The 16,401-nt window shown below is 41.8% G+C and carries 19 protein-coding genes; 6 read left to right on the plus strand and 13 right to left on the minus strand.

Translation table 11 applies throughout. The features are described from left to right. Window positions 1-10 precede the first annotated feature (10 nt). Genes D5085_06345 through D5085_06375 form a run of 7 tightly spaced genes read right to left on the minus strand, consistent with a single transcriptional unit; the run spans window position 11 to window position 6,204 of the window. Window positions 11-1,048: a dehydrogenase gene (locus D5085_06345; protein QEP45074.1), complete on the minus strand. Its 1,038-nt coding sequence runs from the start codon at window positions 1,046-1,048 to the stop codon at window positions 11-13. Between the two features lie 22 nt (window positions 1,049-1,070). Next, window positions 1,071-1,742 carry a methyltransferase domain-containing protein gene (locus D5085_06350; protein QEP42778.1) on the minus strand — a complete coding sequence of 224 codons (672 nt, stop codon included), beginning with the start codon at window positions 1,740-1,742 and terminating at the stop codon, window positions 1,071-1,073. Further along, the gene (locus D5085_06355; GenBank protein ID QEP42779.1) at window positions 1,729-2,790 is read right to left on the minus strand and encodes an aminoglycoside phosphotransferase family protein; all 1,062 of its coding nucleotides are present in this window, start codon (window positions 2,788-2,790) and stop codon (window positions 1,729-1,731) included. Before D5085_06355 ends, D5085_06350 begins: the two co-directional genes overlap by 14 nt. Next, window positions 2,790-3,395, minus strand: a complete 606-nt coding sequence (locus D5085_06360) for a haloacid dehalogenase-like hydrolase (protein ID QEP42780.1) — start codon at window positions 3,393-3,395, stop codon at window positions 2,790-2,792. The genes D5085_06355 and D5085_06360 overlap by 1 nt, the downstream gene beginning before the upstream one ends. Window positions 3,396-3,432: 37 nt before the next feature. Next, the gene (locus tag D5085_06365) at window positions 3,433-4,347 is read right to left on the minus strand and encodes a transketolase (protein ID QEP42781.1); all 915 of its coding nucleotides are present in this window, start codon (window positions 4,345-4,347) and stop codon (window positions 3,433-3,435) included. Then, window positions 4,344-5,165, minus strand: coding sequence for a transketolase (locus tag D5085_06370; GenBank protein QEP42782.1), 822 nt, complete (start codon window positions 5,163-5,165; stop codon window positions 4,344-4,346). Before D5085_06370 ends, D5085_06365 begins: the two co-directional genes overlap by 4 nt. 37 nt (window positions 5,166-5,202) lie before the next feature. Next, window positions 5,203-6,204: an NAD-dependent epimerase/dehydratase family protein gene (locus D5085_06375; protein QEP42783.1), complete on the minus strand. Its 1,002-nt coding sequence runs from the start codon at window positions 6,202-6,204 to the stop codon at window positions 5,203-5,205. Window positions 6,205-6,418: 214 nt separating this feature from the next. Between D5085_06375 and D5085_06380 the strand changes: the two genes are divergently transcribed. Then, a complete protein-coding gene (locus D5085_06380; GenBank protein ID QEP42784.1) occupies window positions 6,419-7,546 on the plus strand; it encodes a radical SAM protein in 1,128 nt (375 codons plus the stop codon). 10 nt (window positions 7,547-7,556) lie between these two features. On the opposite strand, the gene D5085_06385 is transcribed toward D5085_06380, so the two are convergent. Then, the gene (locus D5085_06385; protein QEP42785.1) at window positions 7,557-8,231 is read right to left on the minus strand and encodes a class I SAM-dependent methyltransferase; all 675 of its coding nucleotides are present in this window, start codon (window positions 8,229-8,231) and stop codon (window positions 7,557-7,559) included. A gap of 376 nt (window positions 8,232-8,607) precedes the next feature. Between D5085_06385 and D5085_06390 the strand changes: the two genes are divergently transcribed. The 5 genes from D5085_06390 (at window position 8,608) to D5085_06410 (ending at window position 11,469) form a co-directional block, all read left to right on the plus strand. After that, window positions 8,608-8,811 (plus strand): hypothetical protein, encoded by a 204-nt coding sequence (locus D5085_06390; protein ID QEP42786.1) that lies wholly within the window; start codon window positions 8,608-8,610, stop codon window positions 8,809-8,811. Between the two features lie 175 nt (window positions 8,812-8,986). After that, on the plus strand, window positions 8,987-9,484 hold the full coding sequence (locus tag D5085_06395; GenBank protein ID QEP42787.1) for a transposase family protein: 498 nt from the start codon (window positions 8,987-8,989) through the stop codon (window positions 9,482-9,484). An 8-nt stretch (window positions 9,485-9,492) separates the two neighbouring features. After that, window positions 9,493-9,900 (plus strand): hypothetical protein, encoded by a 408-nt coding sequence (locus D5085_06400; GenBank protein QEP42788.1) that lies wholly within the window; start codon window positions 9,493-9,495, stop codon window positions 9,898-9,900. A 33-nt stretch (window positions 9,901-9,933) separates the two neighbouring features. After that, window positions 9,934-10,398, plus strand: coding sequence for a Uma2 family endonuclease (locus tag D5085_06405; protein ID QEP42789.1), 465 nt, complete (start codon window positions 9,934-9,936; stop codon window positions 10,396-10,398). A gap of 9 nt (window positions 10,399-10,407) precedes the next feature. After that, window positions 10,408-11,469, plus strand: coding sequence for a hypothetical protein (locus D5085_06410; GenBank protein ID QEP42790.1), 1,062 nt, complete (start codon window positions 10,408-10,410; stop codon window positions 11,467-11,469). A gap of 10 nt (window positions 11,470-11,479) precedes the next feature. Here D5085_06410 and D5085_06415 read toward each other — a convergent pair whose 3' ends face one another. From D5085_06415 to D5085_06435, 5 genes are all read right to left on the minus strand, one after another. Further along, window positions 11,480-11,914 carry a DUF29 domain-containing protein gene (locus tag D5085_06415; GenBank protein QEP45075.1) on the minus strand — a complete coding sequence of 145 codons (435 nt, stop codon included), beginning with the start codon at window positions 11,912-11,914 and terminating at the stop codon, window positions 11,480-11,482. Between the two features lie 3 nt (window positions 11,915-11,917). Next, a complete protein-coding gene (gene pseI / locus D5085_06420; protein ID QEP42791.1) occupies window positions 11,918-12,982 on the minus strand; it encodes a pseudaminic acid synthase in 1,065 nt (354 codons plus the stop codon). Then, on the minus strand, window positions 12,979-14,178 hold the full coding sequence (locus tag D5085_06425) for an ATP-grasp domain-containing protein (protein QEP42792.1): 1,200 nt from the start codon (window positions 14,176-14,178) through the stop codon (window positions 12,979-12,981). The genes pseI and D5085_06425 overlap by 4 nt, the downstream gene beginning before the upstream one ends. Before the next feature lie 24 nt (window positions 14,179-14,202). Further along, window positions 14,203-14,691 carry a hypothetical protein gene (locus D5085_06430; GenBank protein QEP42793.1) on the minus strand — a complete coding sequence of 163 codons (489 nt, stop codon included), beginning with the start codon at window positions 14,689-14,691 and terminating at the stop codon, window positions 14,203-14,205. A 217-nt stretch (window positions 14,692-14,908) separates the two neighbouring features. Beyond that, window positions 14,909-16,390, minus strand: a complete 1,482-nt coding sequence (locus D5085_06435) for an aldehyde dehydrogenase family protein (GenBank protein QEP42794.1) — start codon at window positions 16,388-16,390, stop codon at window positions 14,909-14,911. Between the last annotated feature and the right edge of the window lie 11 nt (window positions 16,391-16,401).

Below are 16,401 nucleotides of genomic sequence, written 5' to 3' on the forward strand. Positions count from 1 at the left end.
TAGTGAATTTTTAACTTTTAAATTTTATTAGACAGCGCCCACTACTTTTTCCAGAACGCATATCATCAAGAGCATCATTAATATTTTCCAGAGAATAATAATCGGTAAACAATTCCCGCAACTGTATTCTTCCTGCTCGATATAGCGCGTGATAGCGTGGTATATCCAGTTCAGGACGACTCTCTCCACCATGAGAACCTGTAATATATTTCCCAAAATGCATTGGGAGAGAATAAATATTAATATTATCTCCTTTTTTAGGAACTCCAACCAATATAACACGTCCTTGTGGTTTACTCAGTTGATAACCCATTTCAATAATGGCCGGTTTACCTGTATTATCAATAAACACATCAACACCATTGGAATCCAAAATTTGGCTAATCGTCTCTTTTGCATCAACAACATTAGCATTAATCGTATGGGTAGCACCCATCTTCTTCGCTAATTCCAATCTATTGTCATACAGATCAACCGCAATAATGGGATAGGCACCAACTAGACTAGCAGCCTGAACAATATTCAGTCCCACACCTCCAGCACCATAAACCACTACCGACTCACCAATACGCACATTTGCATCATTTTCCACCACACCAAACCCAGTTGTCACGGCACAACCAAATAAAGCCGCGACCTCCATATCACTATCTAATGGGATTGCTGTCATGCGGTTTTCCGACACAATCGAGTATTCGCTAAATGTCGTTACCCAACCGGCGTTTACCGTTTTTTCTCGCCATTGGTATTTAGGTGGAGCAGACTCGATTCCACTCCCTTTACGCCAATGCAATACAACGATATCCCCAACTTTAACAGTTCTTACCCCAGCACCAATCTCAATCACTGTTGCAGAGGCTTCATGTCCTAATAAATGAGGCAAAAATCTATCTTCACCTTTTGCACCATCTATCTCTCCAATTTGAGAACCACAAATACCGCTGAAATGAATTTTAACCAATACCTGTCCCACCTCCAGTGATTCAGGCAACATTATCTCTTCAATAACCAGTGGTTTACGCTGCTCGACTAAAATAGCCGCTTTCATTGTTTTTGGTATCATCTATCATTCACTCAAAGTAGATGTAGGAGTAATCACCACTATAACCCGTCTGCTTGAACCACCAGTCCCACTCTTCTGGAGTACAAAAAGCCTCACAAGTCACCTGCCAATAGAGCAGATTAGCCTTCTCCTCCTCATTTCGGTACGACTCTACACAGAGATATTTATACTTTTTTCCGACCCGTTCCATCTCTCTTAGAGCTTTATCCAGATCGTAGTTATGTAAGTTATGCAGCGTGGTAATGGAAAAAACAAAATCAAAATGGTCATCCGGAAAGGGAAGATGATTAGCATTCCCAATCTGTAACCGATCTTTTATCTCTTCCTTACCATTTTCTATTGCATAATCGGAGATATCGATTCCGTAAACATCTAGTCCAGGCAATAGTTGTGTCAATTCATAAAGTTGATAACCCTTACCACATCCAATATCAAGTATTTTATCGCCAGGTTTTAATCCATAGTGTTGAATCATTGCCTCTCCAACAGGTGCCCAACGACCAGCCATGTAGCGATATCCACCATAGTTTATGCGACGATCGCCATCCCAATAGTCATGCGCCCATTTTTTAGCTAGCATTGCCGCTTTTGCCTTGGGATATTCCGGATCATTTACCCGAGCCAAATAGTCGCGCTGAGTGCTTTTATGTACTTTAGACATAAAATCAATATATGCCATAATCATATTCCTTAATTGATTGAAAAACTGTCTGTGCTTTTGTTAGCTGAGCTATTTTAAGTGCTGTTTCATCTAACATAGGATTTGCAAATTTCCTTCTTTTCATATGCACTGGCAAAAAAATATTGAGCATAATACAACACCATTTTACTTGATAAACCGGATACAACATTTGAATCCGCGTCCTAAAATCATCAACATCAGCAAATAAATGTTGGCTGCGATCAATAAAATATTGGTAATATTTCATCGGAACCTGAACGGCGGGTTGTAGAAAAAAATCTATAACCGTCTTAACTGGATCATCCCACCCCGCATATTCAAAATCGATAAAGTAAATCTCTCCTTTATCTGTTCGTAAGGCGTTATGAAAGCCAAAATCGGACGGTGATACGCAACACTGCCCTTGTGAAAATAGTGCATCCATTGCCCATCCACGCCTATATGCCTGCTGTTCAATCGACTCACGACACCATTTCCAAAACTTGGCCAACTCGTTGATAAAGTCAACACCTTTACCGCCAATACCATCATCATCAATCGCTAGCAGCTGTTGAATACGCCGAGCAGTAATATTCAAGTGCCCAATCAATGACGAAGGCGATTCAGATGCAGGAGGCAGTTTCTCTGCATAGTAACGCATTATGGGTTGGTTGAGTCCATTCAGAAAATTAATGGCTGCATCAACTTCCTGTTGCCCCAACTCATCTGGTTGTAGATGTTCTCCGTCAATATACTCGTAAAGAGCCATACCATTTTCAGCACTCAACGCTAATGGTGCGGGTACACTGCCTGGACAAACATGATTTGCATACACCAGAAAATCATATTCGGTCTGTAACCGATTGCGATTATCACCATCGTGCTGAAAATAGTGCTTCAACAGATATTTTTGATGATTCTCACCTGACTCAATACAGTAACTTCGATTATTCCCCCCCATACACAAAAGAGATATTCGCTCTATTTCTGTATCCTCTGCTGCGGCTCGTACCAACAGTTGCGAAGATATACTGTATAGTTGTGCCTCGTGGATAAGATTTTCCATTAACACTCTATCCCAAGATACTTCCCTATATCCTGCCAAGTTGCAAAAGTAGGCATCAAAGAAAGTGAATAGTGTTCTTCGGGATCAAACAGAATGGAGATAATATTTTTAGGGAACTTTTGCGCGGTCAATATTTCAGGCAAATCATCAATAAAGCAGTCACATCCACACCGTTCAATCTGTGCCAATTTAGTATCGCGTGTTAATTCAAAGAAAAGCTGTTCATCGCTAAATAATTTCCGGTTATTCCAAACAAGATTCTCATTAATCCATCCTCTAGCTGCGGCATGTAGATCATAGGGTAAACCAATGACAGGATATTGTGTCTTATGACTAATGATATTGATAACATGCCCCTGTTCAACGGCTGCTGCGATGAAAGCCACCACACCAGGAAAAGCACTTGCCTCACTCATTCGTTTACCGTAAACATATCCCTGCATCTCTGTCCATACAGGCTCCTGATCTATACCGCGCAAGTAATCGCGTATGGCAATTTTATTGACTGGCATATCAGAATTTATCACCCCCTGTTCTAGTGCAACTTTATAAAAAATTTCATCATAACAGGCTATGGTATTGTCAAAATCAATTCCAATATACATCCAATTCCTCGCTTTAATAACGCAATCAAAACTACCACTAAATGCGTGACAAAATTTGATATGCTATGTTTTTAGCGGTTAAACCATACTTTTGACGAGCATACGCCTGATGGCCTACTTCATGCATAAATTCATCTGCAGTACCAAAATTGACAAGGGGAATCCTATTTTCGGTCGCTACCATCCACTCAGCCACAGCGCTGCCAAAGCCTCCCAACAAACTATGCTCTTCTACGGTTGCAATCAGTTCAAAACGCTCCATAGCCCCTGAAAGATAGGTCACATCAAGAGGTTTTACGGTATGAAAGCTAACTATTTCCGCCAAGACTCCCTGTTCAGCAAGGATATCCGCCGCTTTCAGTGACTCTTCCATCATACTACCTACTGACAACAAGGCAATTCGCTCCCCGGGACGAACAATGATAGCTTCGCCGGTTGTCAATCGTAGTGATTTTGAATGAATATCCGGTTCACCTTTTTTACCAATTCGGATATAGGCCGGCTTATCAGACTGTAACACTGCTCGCATGATCATACGCAGCTCGTTTGTATCACAAGGCGCAAATATCTGCATGCCGGGCAAAGTTCTCATAATGGCTAGATCTTCGAGCGAATGGTGAGTTGGACCAAGCTCTGCGTAAGAGAGACCGGATCCAGTCCCAACAATCACTACCGGAACATTTTGATAACAAACATCCACTCGGATTTGCTCAAAGCAGCGAGTTGTTGTAAACGGAGTAATGGTGTACACAAATGGGCGCAGACCCGAAAGCGCCAATCCGGCAGCAACCCCCATCATATTGGCTTCAGCGATACCGCAATTGAGAAACCGCTTTTCATCTATATCTTTAAATTTATCAAATAGTCTATTACCAATATCACCCGATAAAAGAACAAGCCGTTCATCCACTTTAGATAGTTGCGTTAACTCATCAGCAAATGCATTTCTCATTTGCACTCTCCAAGCTCGTCCTGTGCTAATAACACCTCTTCAGCGGTAGGTATACGATAGTGCCAATTATTATCATCCTCCATAAAGGAGACTCCTTTCCCTTTCGTCGTATGCGCAATAATTGCAGTTGGTTTCTCTTTTTTCGAGGTAAAACGATCTAATTCAAATAACAGCTCAGAGTAATTATGTCCATCAACTTCAACAGATTCCCAGCCGAATGCACGCCATTTATCAATCATAGGATCGAGAGAGAGGATTTCCTGACTACGACCAGTTGCCTGCCATTTATTAAAATCAACAATCACACATAGGTTAGATACTTTTTGTCCAGCAGCCAGCATAGCTGCTTCCCAAATAGAGCCTTCATTACACTCCCCATCTCCCAGCACAACATAAACATTATACTCTCTCTTTTGCATGCGTGCCGCCAATGCAATTCCCAATCCTATGGGTAAACCATGACCTAACGAACCAGTCGCAGCCTCAATTCCAGGTAATTTATCCGGCGTAGGAGGATGTTCCGCAAACAACCCACCATCCTTACCGTAATCATTAAGACAATCCGAATGATAATAACCGCGTTTTGCTAGCACATGAAATAATGCTGGTGCCCCATGACCTTTGCTCAAAATACAACGATCTCTCAATGGATCTGTTGCTTTAGAAGGATTGATTCTCAATTTCGAAAAATATAGAGCTACCAAAATATCAACACAAGAGAGGCATGAACCTAAATGAGGCGTATGGCTCTTGTGGGAATTCTCAATAATTTGTTTTCTTAAAACACAAGCAATCTGTTTCAGTTGGTCGTACTGCATAATAATCAATATAATTTACAATAAAGTAATAGAACAATTATGGCTTGTGGATGTATGTATCATTCTGATTTTTTAATACATCAAAATTAGAATCAATCCACTCTATAACTTCATCAACACCTTGTTCAAGACTTACAACATCACTCCAGCCAATATTTTTTCTAATTTTGGTACTATCAATCAAATAAGCTGCATCTTTTCCGAGCCTTTCATCAGCTATATCGACCACATCATAAAAGTCAACTCCCATTTTATTACATATCATTTCAACTATACTCTTAATAGTTACAGTTGACTCAGTAGCTATATGGTAAACATCACCGATATCACCTTGTAAAGCCACCTTTAATGTAGCATCTGCAACATCCCTTATATGCACGAATGATCTCTCTGAAATACCACCGCCATGGAGCTGCAAACGCCTTTTTTGCTTTATATACATGATAGTTCGAGGAATAATCCGATAGAGTTGCTGACCAATCCCGTAAACATTCGCTGCACGAGTATAAACTGCTGGAAAATTATAATTATCAATAAATGTTTTCAAACTCATATCGCCAGCTGCTCTAGAGGCAGCATAGGGCGTACTAGGGTTATAAGGCTGATCTTCCCTAACATAGTTAGGACAATTACCATAAACTTCTGGCGTTGCAATATGAACATATTTTTTTATAAAATCAAAATCTTTTAACCTATTAAATAGCCTTGTCACAGCAACAGCATTCGTCATAAACCAATGTTCAGGATGTAACCAACTCTCAGCCACCATACCCTGAGCAGCAAAATTCACGATATAGTCAGGTTTTTCTTTTTCCATCAAATCAGCAATTTTATCTAGATCATGATTGAGATCCATCTGATAAAAAGTGTAATATTCATCCACTAACCTGTTATTAATGTACGGCAAAAAAAGTCTATTAGGTGGCTGAGAACGGCTAACTCCAATTACTGAGTAACCCATATTTAAGCCAAAATCGACAAAACTCGCTCCCGAAAAAGAATTACTGCCAATCACCACTATTTTTTCATTCATAATCATTAACTTACTACCAAGAAGACCCACTCCAAACTACAACCGTAAACAGCCAAATTAAAAAAATCAATCTGCAATTATGACTTGTTTATCCTTCAATTTAGCGTCTTACAAAAAAAAACTTAAGTTTTTTTTTTTAAAACCGCTGTCATTTATATATCATATCCTTAATTAAAGTTACATATACTATATTTATTTGTCAACCAAGAGAGACTCTGCAATGCCAAAAAAAATGAACCTAACCAACAAGCTACATCAACCGCTGATACTAGAGCGCATTTCACAATCCGACTCTTTAGCACCAAAAACCTATCCCCTCGTCGTCGAACTCGACACCACCGAGGCCTGTGATCTCGCCTGCCCCGGCTGTATTAGCGAAGATATTGTCCAAAACGGCGCTCGTTTCTCCAACGAAAGACTACTACAACTCGGAGAGGAACTCTACGATGCGGGCGTTAAAGCCGTTGTCCTTATTGGGGGCGGCGAACCCCTAGCCCACCCCGCTGTTGGTGAGTTAATTGACTACTTTGGCACCCATGATATCCACATTGGCATCACCACTAATGGCACCTTTATCCACAAATATCTGGAACCAATTGCCAAATACTCGTCATGGACCAGAGTCTCTATGGACGCTGCAACGAACAAGCTATTCCAAAAACTACGACCCTCCAAAGGAGGAAAATCGAAATTCGACCAAATTATCGCCAATATGCGGCAATTAGCCAAAGTTAAACAGGGTAAACTGGGCTATTCTTATCTCATTCAAACGGAAGCCGATGGTAATGGCGTTGTCCCCAATATTCACGAAATATATGCAGCCGCAGAGTTAGCACGCGATATCGGCTGTGACTACTTTGAAGTTAAACCGAGCTACCAATTTCGTAAGGGCATCGAGCATGCATTGATGAAACACTCTCAAGAGAAGATGGATCAAGCGCGAGCTGAAATTGAACGACTTGATGAGCTAGAGACCGATAGCTTTAGTATTATTAAGGCGATTAACCTAGATGCATCTCTAAATGGCATTAATGAACCACAACCAAAGGACTACAAACGCTGTCCGGCTTCCATTCTTCGCACCCTGATTGCGCCATCGGGCGTTTTTGTCTGCCCCTATTGGCGTGGGAAAATTCAATACAACATGGGGCAATTGCACGATCAATCTTTTCAATCGCTATGGCATGGCCAATGCCGCGCTGAAGTAATGAACTACCTTGATGCCGGAAAACAGTGTAACTTTCACTGCCTACGACACCTATCCAATCTTGAAACTATTGCTATAACGAATGCACTGGAGCAGGGGAATCCCATAGCGACCGTTGATGAGTTTGATCGATTTATTTAACCTTTTGAGCCTAAGACCTCTTTGGACTCGAACAAATTACCCACAAATAATGGCACATACTGGGAAACCCTGTATGCAGCACCTCATCGTTCATTCCAAAAAGAAACACATTATTAAAATATTGATAACCCAAATCTTTTAATGCGGTTGCGTCTTTTAAATTAACATGACCCTCTTTGGATGCATGAGAGGCGTATTGACTCGCAGCCTTGTTAGGAGTTCCCATAATTATTACCCCTTTATGATTCAGTGAATCGACCAAGTTTCCAACAAATGCAGACTCCTCATTTGGAAAAACATGTTCAATGACATCGACAAGAAAGATGCCATCAACCTTTTCAGGAAATGAGGCGTGTATAAAATCGAAGTATTCGAAGCGGACATTTTCCAGAAAACTGTTTCGTGTCCGTGTTTTATCCAGCATATCTTGATCGATATCGGTACAAATTAGTTGCTTGACCCTACTTGCGACCAAAGGCGAACCAAAACCATCCCCGATACCAACCTCAATCACTCGATCCATGCCCTGCAACATACTGGAACAAAATTTATACCTAGACAACACATAACAGAGATGACGCGGGTCTACGCGATAAATTTCCGAAGTATATTCTCCTAGTAGAAGCTGTTCTCGCTGCTTTGCTTCTGCAACCATCGACTCCCATAATATTTTTGAGTTATCCATAATCTATCCTGATTTAGTTATGCCAAATAAGGCCTTGTTCATAGTTTCGTCAGCTAAGAGCCAAAATTGGTAATGTTTCTCAGCACACAAATGACATGACACACATCCCCCTTAGAGGTAAAATCAGTTAATGAAGACCACTTAATCACCAAAAGGAGGCAACATCATGTCGGAGGTCAGTTTAACCGAATCTGTCGTAAACCCAAAGGGAAAACCTGCGCAACCGGAATAGCAATTAATCATCATAGAGTGATGTGGAAAAAATGGCTCAGGAGCTCATTCATGAACAGCTTGTCCGGCTACCATTCTTCGTACCCTCATTGCACCATCAGGTGTTTTTGTCTGCCCCTATTGGCGCGGCAAAATTCAATACAACATGGGGCAACTGCACGATCAATCTTTTCAAGCGCTCTGGCATGGCCAACGCCGCACTGAAGTGATGGACTACCTTGATGCGGGTAAACAGTGCAACTTTCACTGCTTACGCCACCTGTCCAACCTTGAAACTATTGCTATAATGAGTGCACTGGAGCAGGGGGATTCCATAGCGACTATTGATGAGTTTGATCGATTTATTTAATCTTGACAACCCGTTCGAAAAAAGGTGTTTACTCTCTGTCTCAAGGATACTGAACTGTCAAATCACGATTATGGCCTTATGCCTAGTGCTAATAACATCTATTAAAGTTGTTTCCCAATCAAACCATATAGTTTATAATTAATTTTTTTAAACAATTTTTTGAAAGGTTTTAATGATGAAATTTAGCACATCAGAGTTAAATACTGATAGAGGTTGGGCTGCTGCTACTGGCATAAAGAAAAAGCAGTTTTACTTAATTTTGGAAACTTTCGAAAAAAGCCACTCTAGTATTATCGAATCGAAATTACTTAAAAATACGATTGAAATTGGTGATGAATTCTGTATCAAAAACACAGAGGAACTTTTATTTTTTACGCTGTTCAGTTTAAAGAGTGGATTAACTTATGATAACTTGGGTTTTGTGGCTGGAATATCATCATCTTATGCGCACAAAATTCAAGCATTTGGTCTCTCTGTTTTGGAGCACGCATTAAATGAGTTAGAATGTATGCCAATTAGAAAATTTAAGGATCCCACTGAATTTAAAGAGTTTTTTGAGAAAAATAATATCGAAAACATACTCATAGACGCAACCGAGCAACCGAAACAAAGACCATCAGAATATGATAGACAAAAAGAACATTTTTCAGGTAAAAAAAAAGGCATACAGTAAAGGCTTTAGTGATTGCAACCTCTGGAAGAAATATCCCATATATAAGTATGCCATATGCAGGTAGTGTACATGATTTTTCAATGATGAAGCAAGAATTTGATCCGATGGAAAACTGGTTTGAAAATATGAATGCAAATGTTGATTTAGGGTTTCTTGGTATTGAGTCTGTTTATGATTTTAACTCAATAAAAATTCCACATAAAAAACCTAAAAATGGCTCATTGACAGATGAGCAAAAAGCAGAAAATAAAATGGTTGGTTCTGAGAGGATTTTCGTTGAACATAGCATTGGTGGGCTAAAACGTTTTAGAGCTTTAGCTGATAGATTAAGAACTCATTCCGTCAAGTTATATAGCAAAATACTAGGAATATGCGCTGGAATCTGGAATTTCTCTCTCGCTAACCCATTGATTTAAAAAAAGAAACATGTCTATTATAGGAGATATAAAATGGAATGGGCTGCTGTTATAAACAATCCGTTACTTAAAAACCTTCCATTTAAGATTGAACTTAATAAATGGGGGCAAATACTCATGAGTCCTGCAAGTAATAGTCACGGAAATTTACAATATAAAACGGGTTCTAGGATTGAGCCTGAAAAGAGAGGTAAAGGTGAAATAATCACCGAATTTTCTGTACAAACAAGCCAAGGGGTAAAAGTGGCTGATGTTGCATGGGTATCAGATGAATTCATTGAAAAATATGATTTTGAAACGCCTTATAGTTGTGCCCCAGAAATCTGCGTTGAAATTGTATCTCCCTCTAACCCTAAAGAGGAAATTGAAGAAAAAATTGAATTGTATTTGGCAAAAGAAGCTAGAGAAATCTGGATTGTCAGTGATGATGGTAATACAAGATATTACTCGTATAAAGGAGAGCTGTCGCAAAGCGTAGAGCTTGATATTGACAAATAAGTGTCTCTGATGCCACTCTTTACGCTTGCTATTCGTACCAGTTGTGGTGGTTCAACCGGCATGGGTCACCTCAAGCGCTTGACAGCCTTGGCTCAAGCGCTACAGCAGTATTGCATCGAACCACTATTCATTATCAATACCCCTCTGCAACTCACAGAACTTCCGTCCTACTTTAATTTTACCGCTCTAACACTAATTCACAGCGAAAATAACCTGCTAGAGGATGCAGACAACACACTTCACATAGTACGAAGATACCCATCGATTAAGGCAATTATGGTCGATGACTATCAGCTAGGCTCAGCTTGGGAGGAGGTGTTTCAGCAGCAAGGGTATCGGATCATTGTGATTGATGATTTGGTTAGGCAACATCAATGTGATCTACTCATCGACTCCAAATGGCGTGGTGCTGAAACAGCGCTAAGTTATGACCATTGTCTGCCTGCATCGACACAAACACTATTAGGTCCCGACTATTTTATCCTCTCTAGGGAGTATCAAGCAGCTCTACCGGAGAGAAAAGCATCCCTTGCTCCTAACCCGTTCACAATTCTTATTTCACTAGGAGGTTCTCCTAGGTTAGATCAAATCGAGCAGTTAACTGATGCCTTCAGTCATTATTGGAGCCTCACAACTCATCTACAACTCAATATTGTTAGCGGAAATTTACCTCGGCAAAAAATACAATCAGGCCATAGTCGCGTGACGATCGATACCATCGAAAATGTACCCTCTCTATACCCCTGCTATCTGAAATCCGATCTATTTGTCGGAGCTGCGGGTACCTCAATGTATGAAGCCTTTGCCTGTCAACTGCCCGCTATCACCTTTACCATTGCCGATAACCAGCACATTCCGCTATCCCATGTACACGATTTTGGTCATTTTTTTCATAGTAACAGCCCTCCATGGGATTGGCTGGAGGGATTGGTACGAAGTTGTGAACAATTCTGTCAAAATTACTCAAAATTGGAACAATCCTACCGCAACGCCCGTTGTTCTATTGATGGTAAAGGATCTGATCGAATTTCGCTGGCGATTAAGCAACTATTAAGCCCTGCATCGACCTAAATCGTTATGACTATTGTTCACCAGGTAGCCAATCGTCCCCTAGCAATTCATCCATCTGCCAACAAAATAGTTCCGGAAAGTCTGCTATCCCCGTCTCATTCACAGCAATCGATACGGCATCATTCCACACCTTATCCAACCAATCGGGATCAGCAAGCCGTGGTTTAAGGCTAGGCACCTCTTTTAGGTGAAGCGCTATGGCCCGTCTTTGAGTTTGAATCGTTCTCAACCAACTCTTTCCACGCCTTTCGGGCTGATATTCCCACTTAAGCAAATGAGCTATAAGAGCTGCCATTCTTGATGCTAACTCTCTCTGTTCGCTCTTTCCCACATCCTCTATCTCTTCAGCTAAATGTTCAATATCAAGCAGTTCAAACTGTCTATCTCTTAAAAGCTGCGCTTGCTCATTTGCCCATTCTAAAACATCTTGCTCATAAGCGATCATCATTTACTTTTGCACCCCACCCAAGCAGTCCCAAGTCACAGGGTCACCCACCTCTAAATCATAAGCTGCTTTTTTTGACAGCACAATATCGTAGTATTTAGGTGACAGACCAAAACCAGGTCTGACCGACTTAATATTTTGGGCGCTAAAGGGCTCACCGGCTTTGATCGGAGCAATCGCGTAGAGTGATCGTTTTCCCTGCAAATTCTTGCTCGCAGCAGGAGTCACACTATACTCCACATCTCCCAGAGCCTCTTCAACTCGCCGGATTTCGGTCACCATCGCCTGAAACTGCTCGATAGTGAGTGAGAAGAAACTATCCACCGACTCTATCGTCTCATCCAGAATAATATGCTTTTCAATCACCTTTGCGCCCAGAGCCACTGCACCGATGGAAACCCCCATACCAGGCGTATGATCTGAAAGCCCAACTGGCAATCTAAACATCTGTTCCAGATGGGGAATTGTCTTCAGGTTTACTTCCGAGATGGGGGTTGGGTAGGCCGTGGTGCACTTTAACAGCACAATCTCTTCGCATCCGGCCTCTTTCAGAGTCGCTATTGCTTCAGCGAGTTCTGCCACATTAACCAGACCGGTTGAGAGAATGACGGGCTTACCGGTGGCCGCAACCTTTTTTAGCAAGGGAAGATCCAACACCTCTGGTGAGGCGATTTTATAGGCTCGAACATGGTATTTCTCCAACTCATCTACCGATGTTGGATCGAATACTGAACCAAACAGCTCCACACCCAGTTCGTTAGCACGACTAAAAAGAGCAGGCAGCCACTGCCATGGTGTATGAGCATATTCGAATAGATTATATAAATTACCATAGCTGTGCCAAGGGTTATCTTCGGCAATCATAAAATCGGCTTTGTTGGAGTTTATGGTAATGGTGTCAGGACGATAGACCTGTATTTTAATCGCATCAGCACCCGCTTTATGAGCTGCCTCTATCATTTGTAGCGCAATATCAAGTTGGCCTGCATGATTACCGGATATTTCAGCAATTGTATAGACAGGCTGTTCCTCACCAATCGCTCTATCTCCTATTGTTACCGGTCTCATTGGATCTCCTCCTCTAGTTCACATACAAACAGGCGATTAATGTCAGCCAAAATTGCCATCATCGAACTATAACTATTAAACTTAAATAGATAGACTCCCAAGCGCTGCCGTCTATAATCATCAATTCGATCGCCTGACTGTAGATAGGCATACCCAGTGAGTAGATGAGGCTGCAAGCGCTCATTGAGCGTTAAATCGACCAAGATCCCGTTTCGAGACGCCATCGGAGCGTAACGGATCACATAATGGCCCGTTTTTATTGATTGAGAGGCCAAGGTTAGCGGCTGCCCAAGATAACCGTTTAGAGTATTGAGCGTATAGCTAAATTGGGTTAGGTACTCAACCGGTATAGCATACCAATCCCCTGGTGTACGGCGAGTAAACTCAATAATATAGAGCTGATCACCCTGTTGCAGGTATTGGCCATGAATCAAGCCATCGGTTAGTTTTAACTCTGAGGCGATACGCTCCACAACGCCACGCAGATAGCTTTTATGATCTGCAGAGGGGTGGTAGGGGCCAGAGGAGTAGGCAATTTGGTAAGGATTCAGCCAGTGATATTCGCTGTCATAGTAGTCAAAAACCACCTTTTGGTTGACGATAAAACTAGAGAAGCTGTGCATACTCCCCTCAATATACTCCTCAACCACGCAGCGCTGACTTAGTGAGCTTGCTAACGCCCTCTCTATGGCAGATTTAAGCTGCATACTATCGAAAACGGTTGTGATTCCCTTACCGCCGGAGCGATCCACCGGCTTAACAATCACCGGTAGAGGGATTGACCAATCGGCTATTAAGGCCTCTAAATCACTCTGCCTATCCACAGCGCAATAGCTAGGACTACTGACACCAATTTGACGACAAAAGTCGCGATAGAGATCCTTCTCATGGATCACTCTAGCGGTTGTCACACTATCATAGCCGGGCAACCCAAGCCGCTCGGCCACAAACGCAGCCGTTTGGTAGGCGGTATCATTGCTACCGGCAATGACTCGATCAAAGCACTCCTTTTGCGCTAACGCCAATATCGCTTGAGGTTGACTATAATCGAGATTAAAGTGTGCCTCCAATTGTCGGTTGACTGCGATATCCGGCATATTGTTGACGGCACTGATAAGATACCCTTCGTTTTTAGCCCTCTCAATCAACAACAGATCGGAGGGGGTTCCGCCAATGAGTAGTGCTCGCTTAGACATAAAATAGTAGCTGCATGGATACTTTCAAGAGATATTGATTCCATAAATAACATAGGAGCAGTTGCTATCAGATCTATGCTCAACAATCTTACTAAAACCAAAAGATGCTAACATATCTTCATGCAGAGGATTGACATAGATAAAATAAGCGCCTATTGCGTTATTAATAATATGCGTAGCAAGCCCTAACAAAAAACAGCGAAACAATGCCTCATTAAATGGATTATAGGCAAAGATGACCTTATTGTTAGCAGTGTAACTTGCCATGCGTATATCGCACTCATGAATAGTAACACCCTCTATATTTAGCCGTCTTAAATTATCTCTAGCAATCCGATTCAGATAGACTGAATGCTCATAGCCAGTAATGGTAGAAAAACCACACTCATGCGCCAAAATGAGACCGCGCCCCTTGCCTGAACCTATATCAACAAACTCATAGGTTTTGATAATTTCATCGGGAAGCTCTCCACATGCCGATAGAAACACCGACTCAACAACCCCCATATACATGTAGCAGCCATCGTAATTATTAACCCCAAGATGCTCTAAATCAACTACATGACGAGTCTCTATATTATTACGCTTTTTATCAAAACGGTATTCGTCACGAAAGAAGATATATGATTCGCGTAACCCTTTGTAATATATCCGCCTAATCACTCTACGAAAATTAGACCAAAGCAATGTCAAGTTCATAAACCGTGAGCTTCTACACAAAAAGCAGTCATCAATTTAACTTAATCCAAGTTGTCTTCAGTTCACAATATTCATTCAAGGCGTGCAATGATTTATCCTTACCAATTCCAGACTCTTTCACCCCTCCAAACGGAACCGCATTATCATCATCACCATAGCTGTTGACATGAACCATCCCCGCCTCTAATCTCCGACTGCAAAAAAATGCCTCATTAATATCGTTAGTCCATACCGAGGCTGCCAAGCCATAGTGGGTATTGTTAGCTAAATGGAGCGCCTCCTCAATATGCTCATAACTATGAATGATCAATACTGGCCCAAATATCTCCTGTTGCGCCAATTCACTATCGGGGGTCACTTCATCAAAAATCGTGGGGGCAATGTAGTAACCGTTAGTAGGAATAGCTGCATCGCCCTCTATGACTACAGGCTCAATGCCTGCTTGTTTCGCTCGTTGAATAAAGCCCTGAATACGCTGATACTGCTCCTGACTCACAATCGAGCCGACTGTTGTCTGAGGGTTAAATGGATCGGCAGGTACATAGATTTTTGCGGCACGATACAATAGCGATAAAAAGCTCTTTTTTATCTCTTTATCAATGATTAGGCGTGAAGGAGATGAACATATTTGGCCTTGATTATAGAAAATATTTTTTGCTAGAACTTCAGCTGCGTGAGGTAAATTAGCATAGTTTCGGGTCAAGATAAATGGGCTTTTGCCGCCACACTCCAACCCTATCTTTTTCATATTTGATTCGCCGGCATAGAACAACATCTTTTTACCCACAGCCGATGAGCCAGTAAAGAAGAGTCCACGCACTTTAGGGTGTCGAGCCAAGGCCTCGCCAGTCACCTCGCCACGGCCGGTAACAACATTTAGCACACCATCTGGCAACCCCGCTGAGGTTGCCATAGCCGCAATCGCTAAAATAGAATAGCTTGCCTCCTCAGCCGGTTTTATCACCACAGAGTTCCCCATGAGCAGTGCCGGCGCGATCTTCCAAGCGGCTACCACTAACGGATCATTCCAAGGCAGAATCGCCGCCACAACACCTAAGGGTTCACGAGCAACTAAGGCTAACTCCTGAGAGTTAGGCTGATAAGACTCATCGTGAACTTTATCCACAGCTTCAGCAAACCAGCGCACGACACTAATCGCTTTAGGAATCGAATCTTCGATAAAATTACGATAGGCTCGACCGGTCTCCAAAGTATCGAGTTGAGCTAAATAGGTTAGGTTAGCTTCAATGATATCTGCCCAGGCAAAGATAATCTGCTTCCGCTCTCTAACGGGTTTATCGCACCAAACCCGACTCAAATAACTTGCGTTAGCGGCATTAACAGCTTCATCGACTTCACAAGCAGTGCAATCAAATAGTGGCTTTAACTGTAACTGCCGCAGTGGTGATTTTTTACTTAGCAATAGAGAATCAGACAAACTACAATACTGCCCATTAATATATGGCCGATTCTCAATACTATCGATTAATTGTATATTTACAGCGGTTTCCATAGTTACCTCCA

The organism is Ectothiorhodospiraceae bacterium BW-2 (genome assembly GCA_008375315.1).
In the GTDB taxonomy this organism is placed as follows: Bacteria; Pseudomonadota; Gammaproteobacteria; order Thiohalomonadales; family Thiohalomonadaceae; genus BW-2.

Coding starts and splice junctions, on each gene's coding strand:
- D5085_06425 (QEP42792.1), bottom strand. CDS start 14,178: ATGTCTAAGCGAGCACTACTCATTGGCGGAACCCCCTCCGATCTGTTG.
- D5085_06360 (QEP42780.1), bottom strand. CDS start 3,395: ATGTATATTGGAATTGATTTTGACAATACCATAGCCTGTTATGATGAA.
- D5085_06355 (QEP42779.1), bottom strand. CDS start 2,790: ATGGAAAATCTTATCCACGAGGCACAACTATACAGTATATCTTCGCAA.
- D5085_06430 (QEP42793.1), bottom strand. CDS start 14,691: ATGTATATGGGGGTTGTTGAGTCGGTGTTTCTATCGGCATGTGGAGAG.
- D5085_06365 (QEP42781.1), bottom strand. CDS start 4,347: ATGAGAAATGCATTTGCTGATGAGTTAACGCAACTATCTAAAGTGGAT.
- pseI (QEP42791.1), bottom strand. CDS start 12,982: ATGAGACCGGTAACAATAGGAGATAGAGCGATTGGTGAGGAACAGCCT.
- D5085_06370 (QEP42782.1), bottom strand. CDS start 5,165: ATGCAGTACGACCAACTGAAACAGATTGCTTGTGTTTTAAGAAAACAA.
- D5085_06385 (QEP42785.1), bottom strand. CDS start 8,231: ATGGATAACTCAAAAATATTATGGGAGTCGATGGTTGCAGAAGCAAAG.
- D5085_06395 (QEP42787.1), top strand. CDS start 8,987: ATGAAATTTAGCACATCAGAGTTAAATACTGATAGAGGTTGGGCTGCT.
- D5085_06435 (QEP42794.1), bottom strand. CDS start 16,390: ATGGAAACCGCTGTAAATATACAATTAATCGATAGTATTGAGAATCGG.
- D5085_06410 (QEP42790.1), top strand. CDS start 10,408: ATGCCACTCTTTACGCTTGCTATTCGTACCAGTTGTGGTGGTTCAACC.
- D5085_06415 (QEP45075.1), bottom strand. CDS start 11,914: ATGATCGCTTATGAGCAAGATGTTTTAGAATGGGCAAATGAGCAAGCG.
- D5085_06380 (QEP42784.1), top strand. CDS start 6,419: ATGCCAAAAAAAATGAACCTAACCAACAAGCTACATCAACCGCTGATA.
- D5085_06375 (QEP42783.1), bottom strand. CDS start 6,204: ATGATTATGAATGAAAAAATAGTGGTGATTGGCAGTAATTCTTTTTCG.
- D5085_06350 (QEP42778.1), bottom strand. CDS start 1,742: ATGGCATATATTGATTTTATGTCTAAAGTACATAAAAGCACTCAGCGC.
- D5085_06390 (QEP42786.1), top strand. CDS start 8,608: ATGGGGCAACTGCACGATCAATCTTTTCAAGCGCTCTGGCATGGCCAA.
- D5085_06345 (QEP45074.1), bottom strand. CDS start 1,048: ATGAAAGCGGCTATTTTAGTCGAGCAGCGTAAACCACTGGTTATTGAA.
- D5085_06405 (QEP42789.1), top strand. CDS start 9,934: ATGGAATGGGCTGCTGTTATAAACAATCCGTTACTTAAAAACCTTCCA.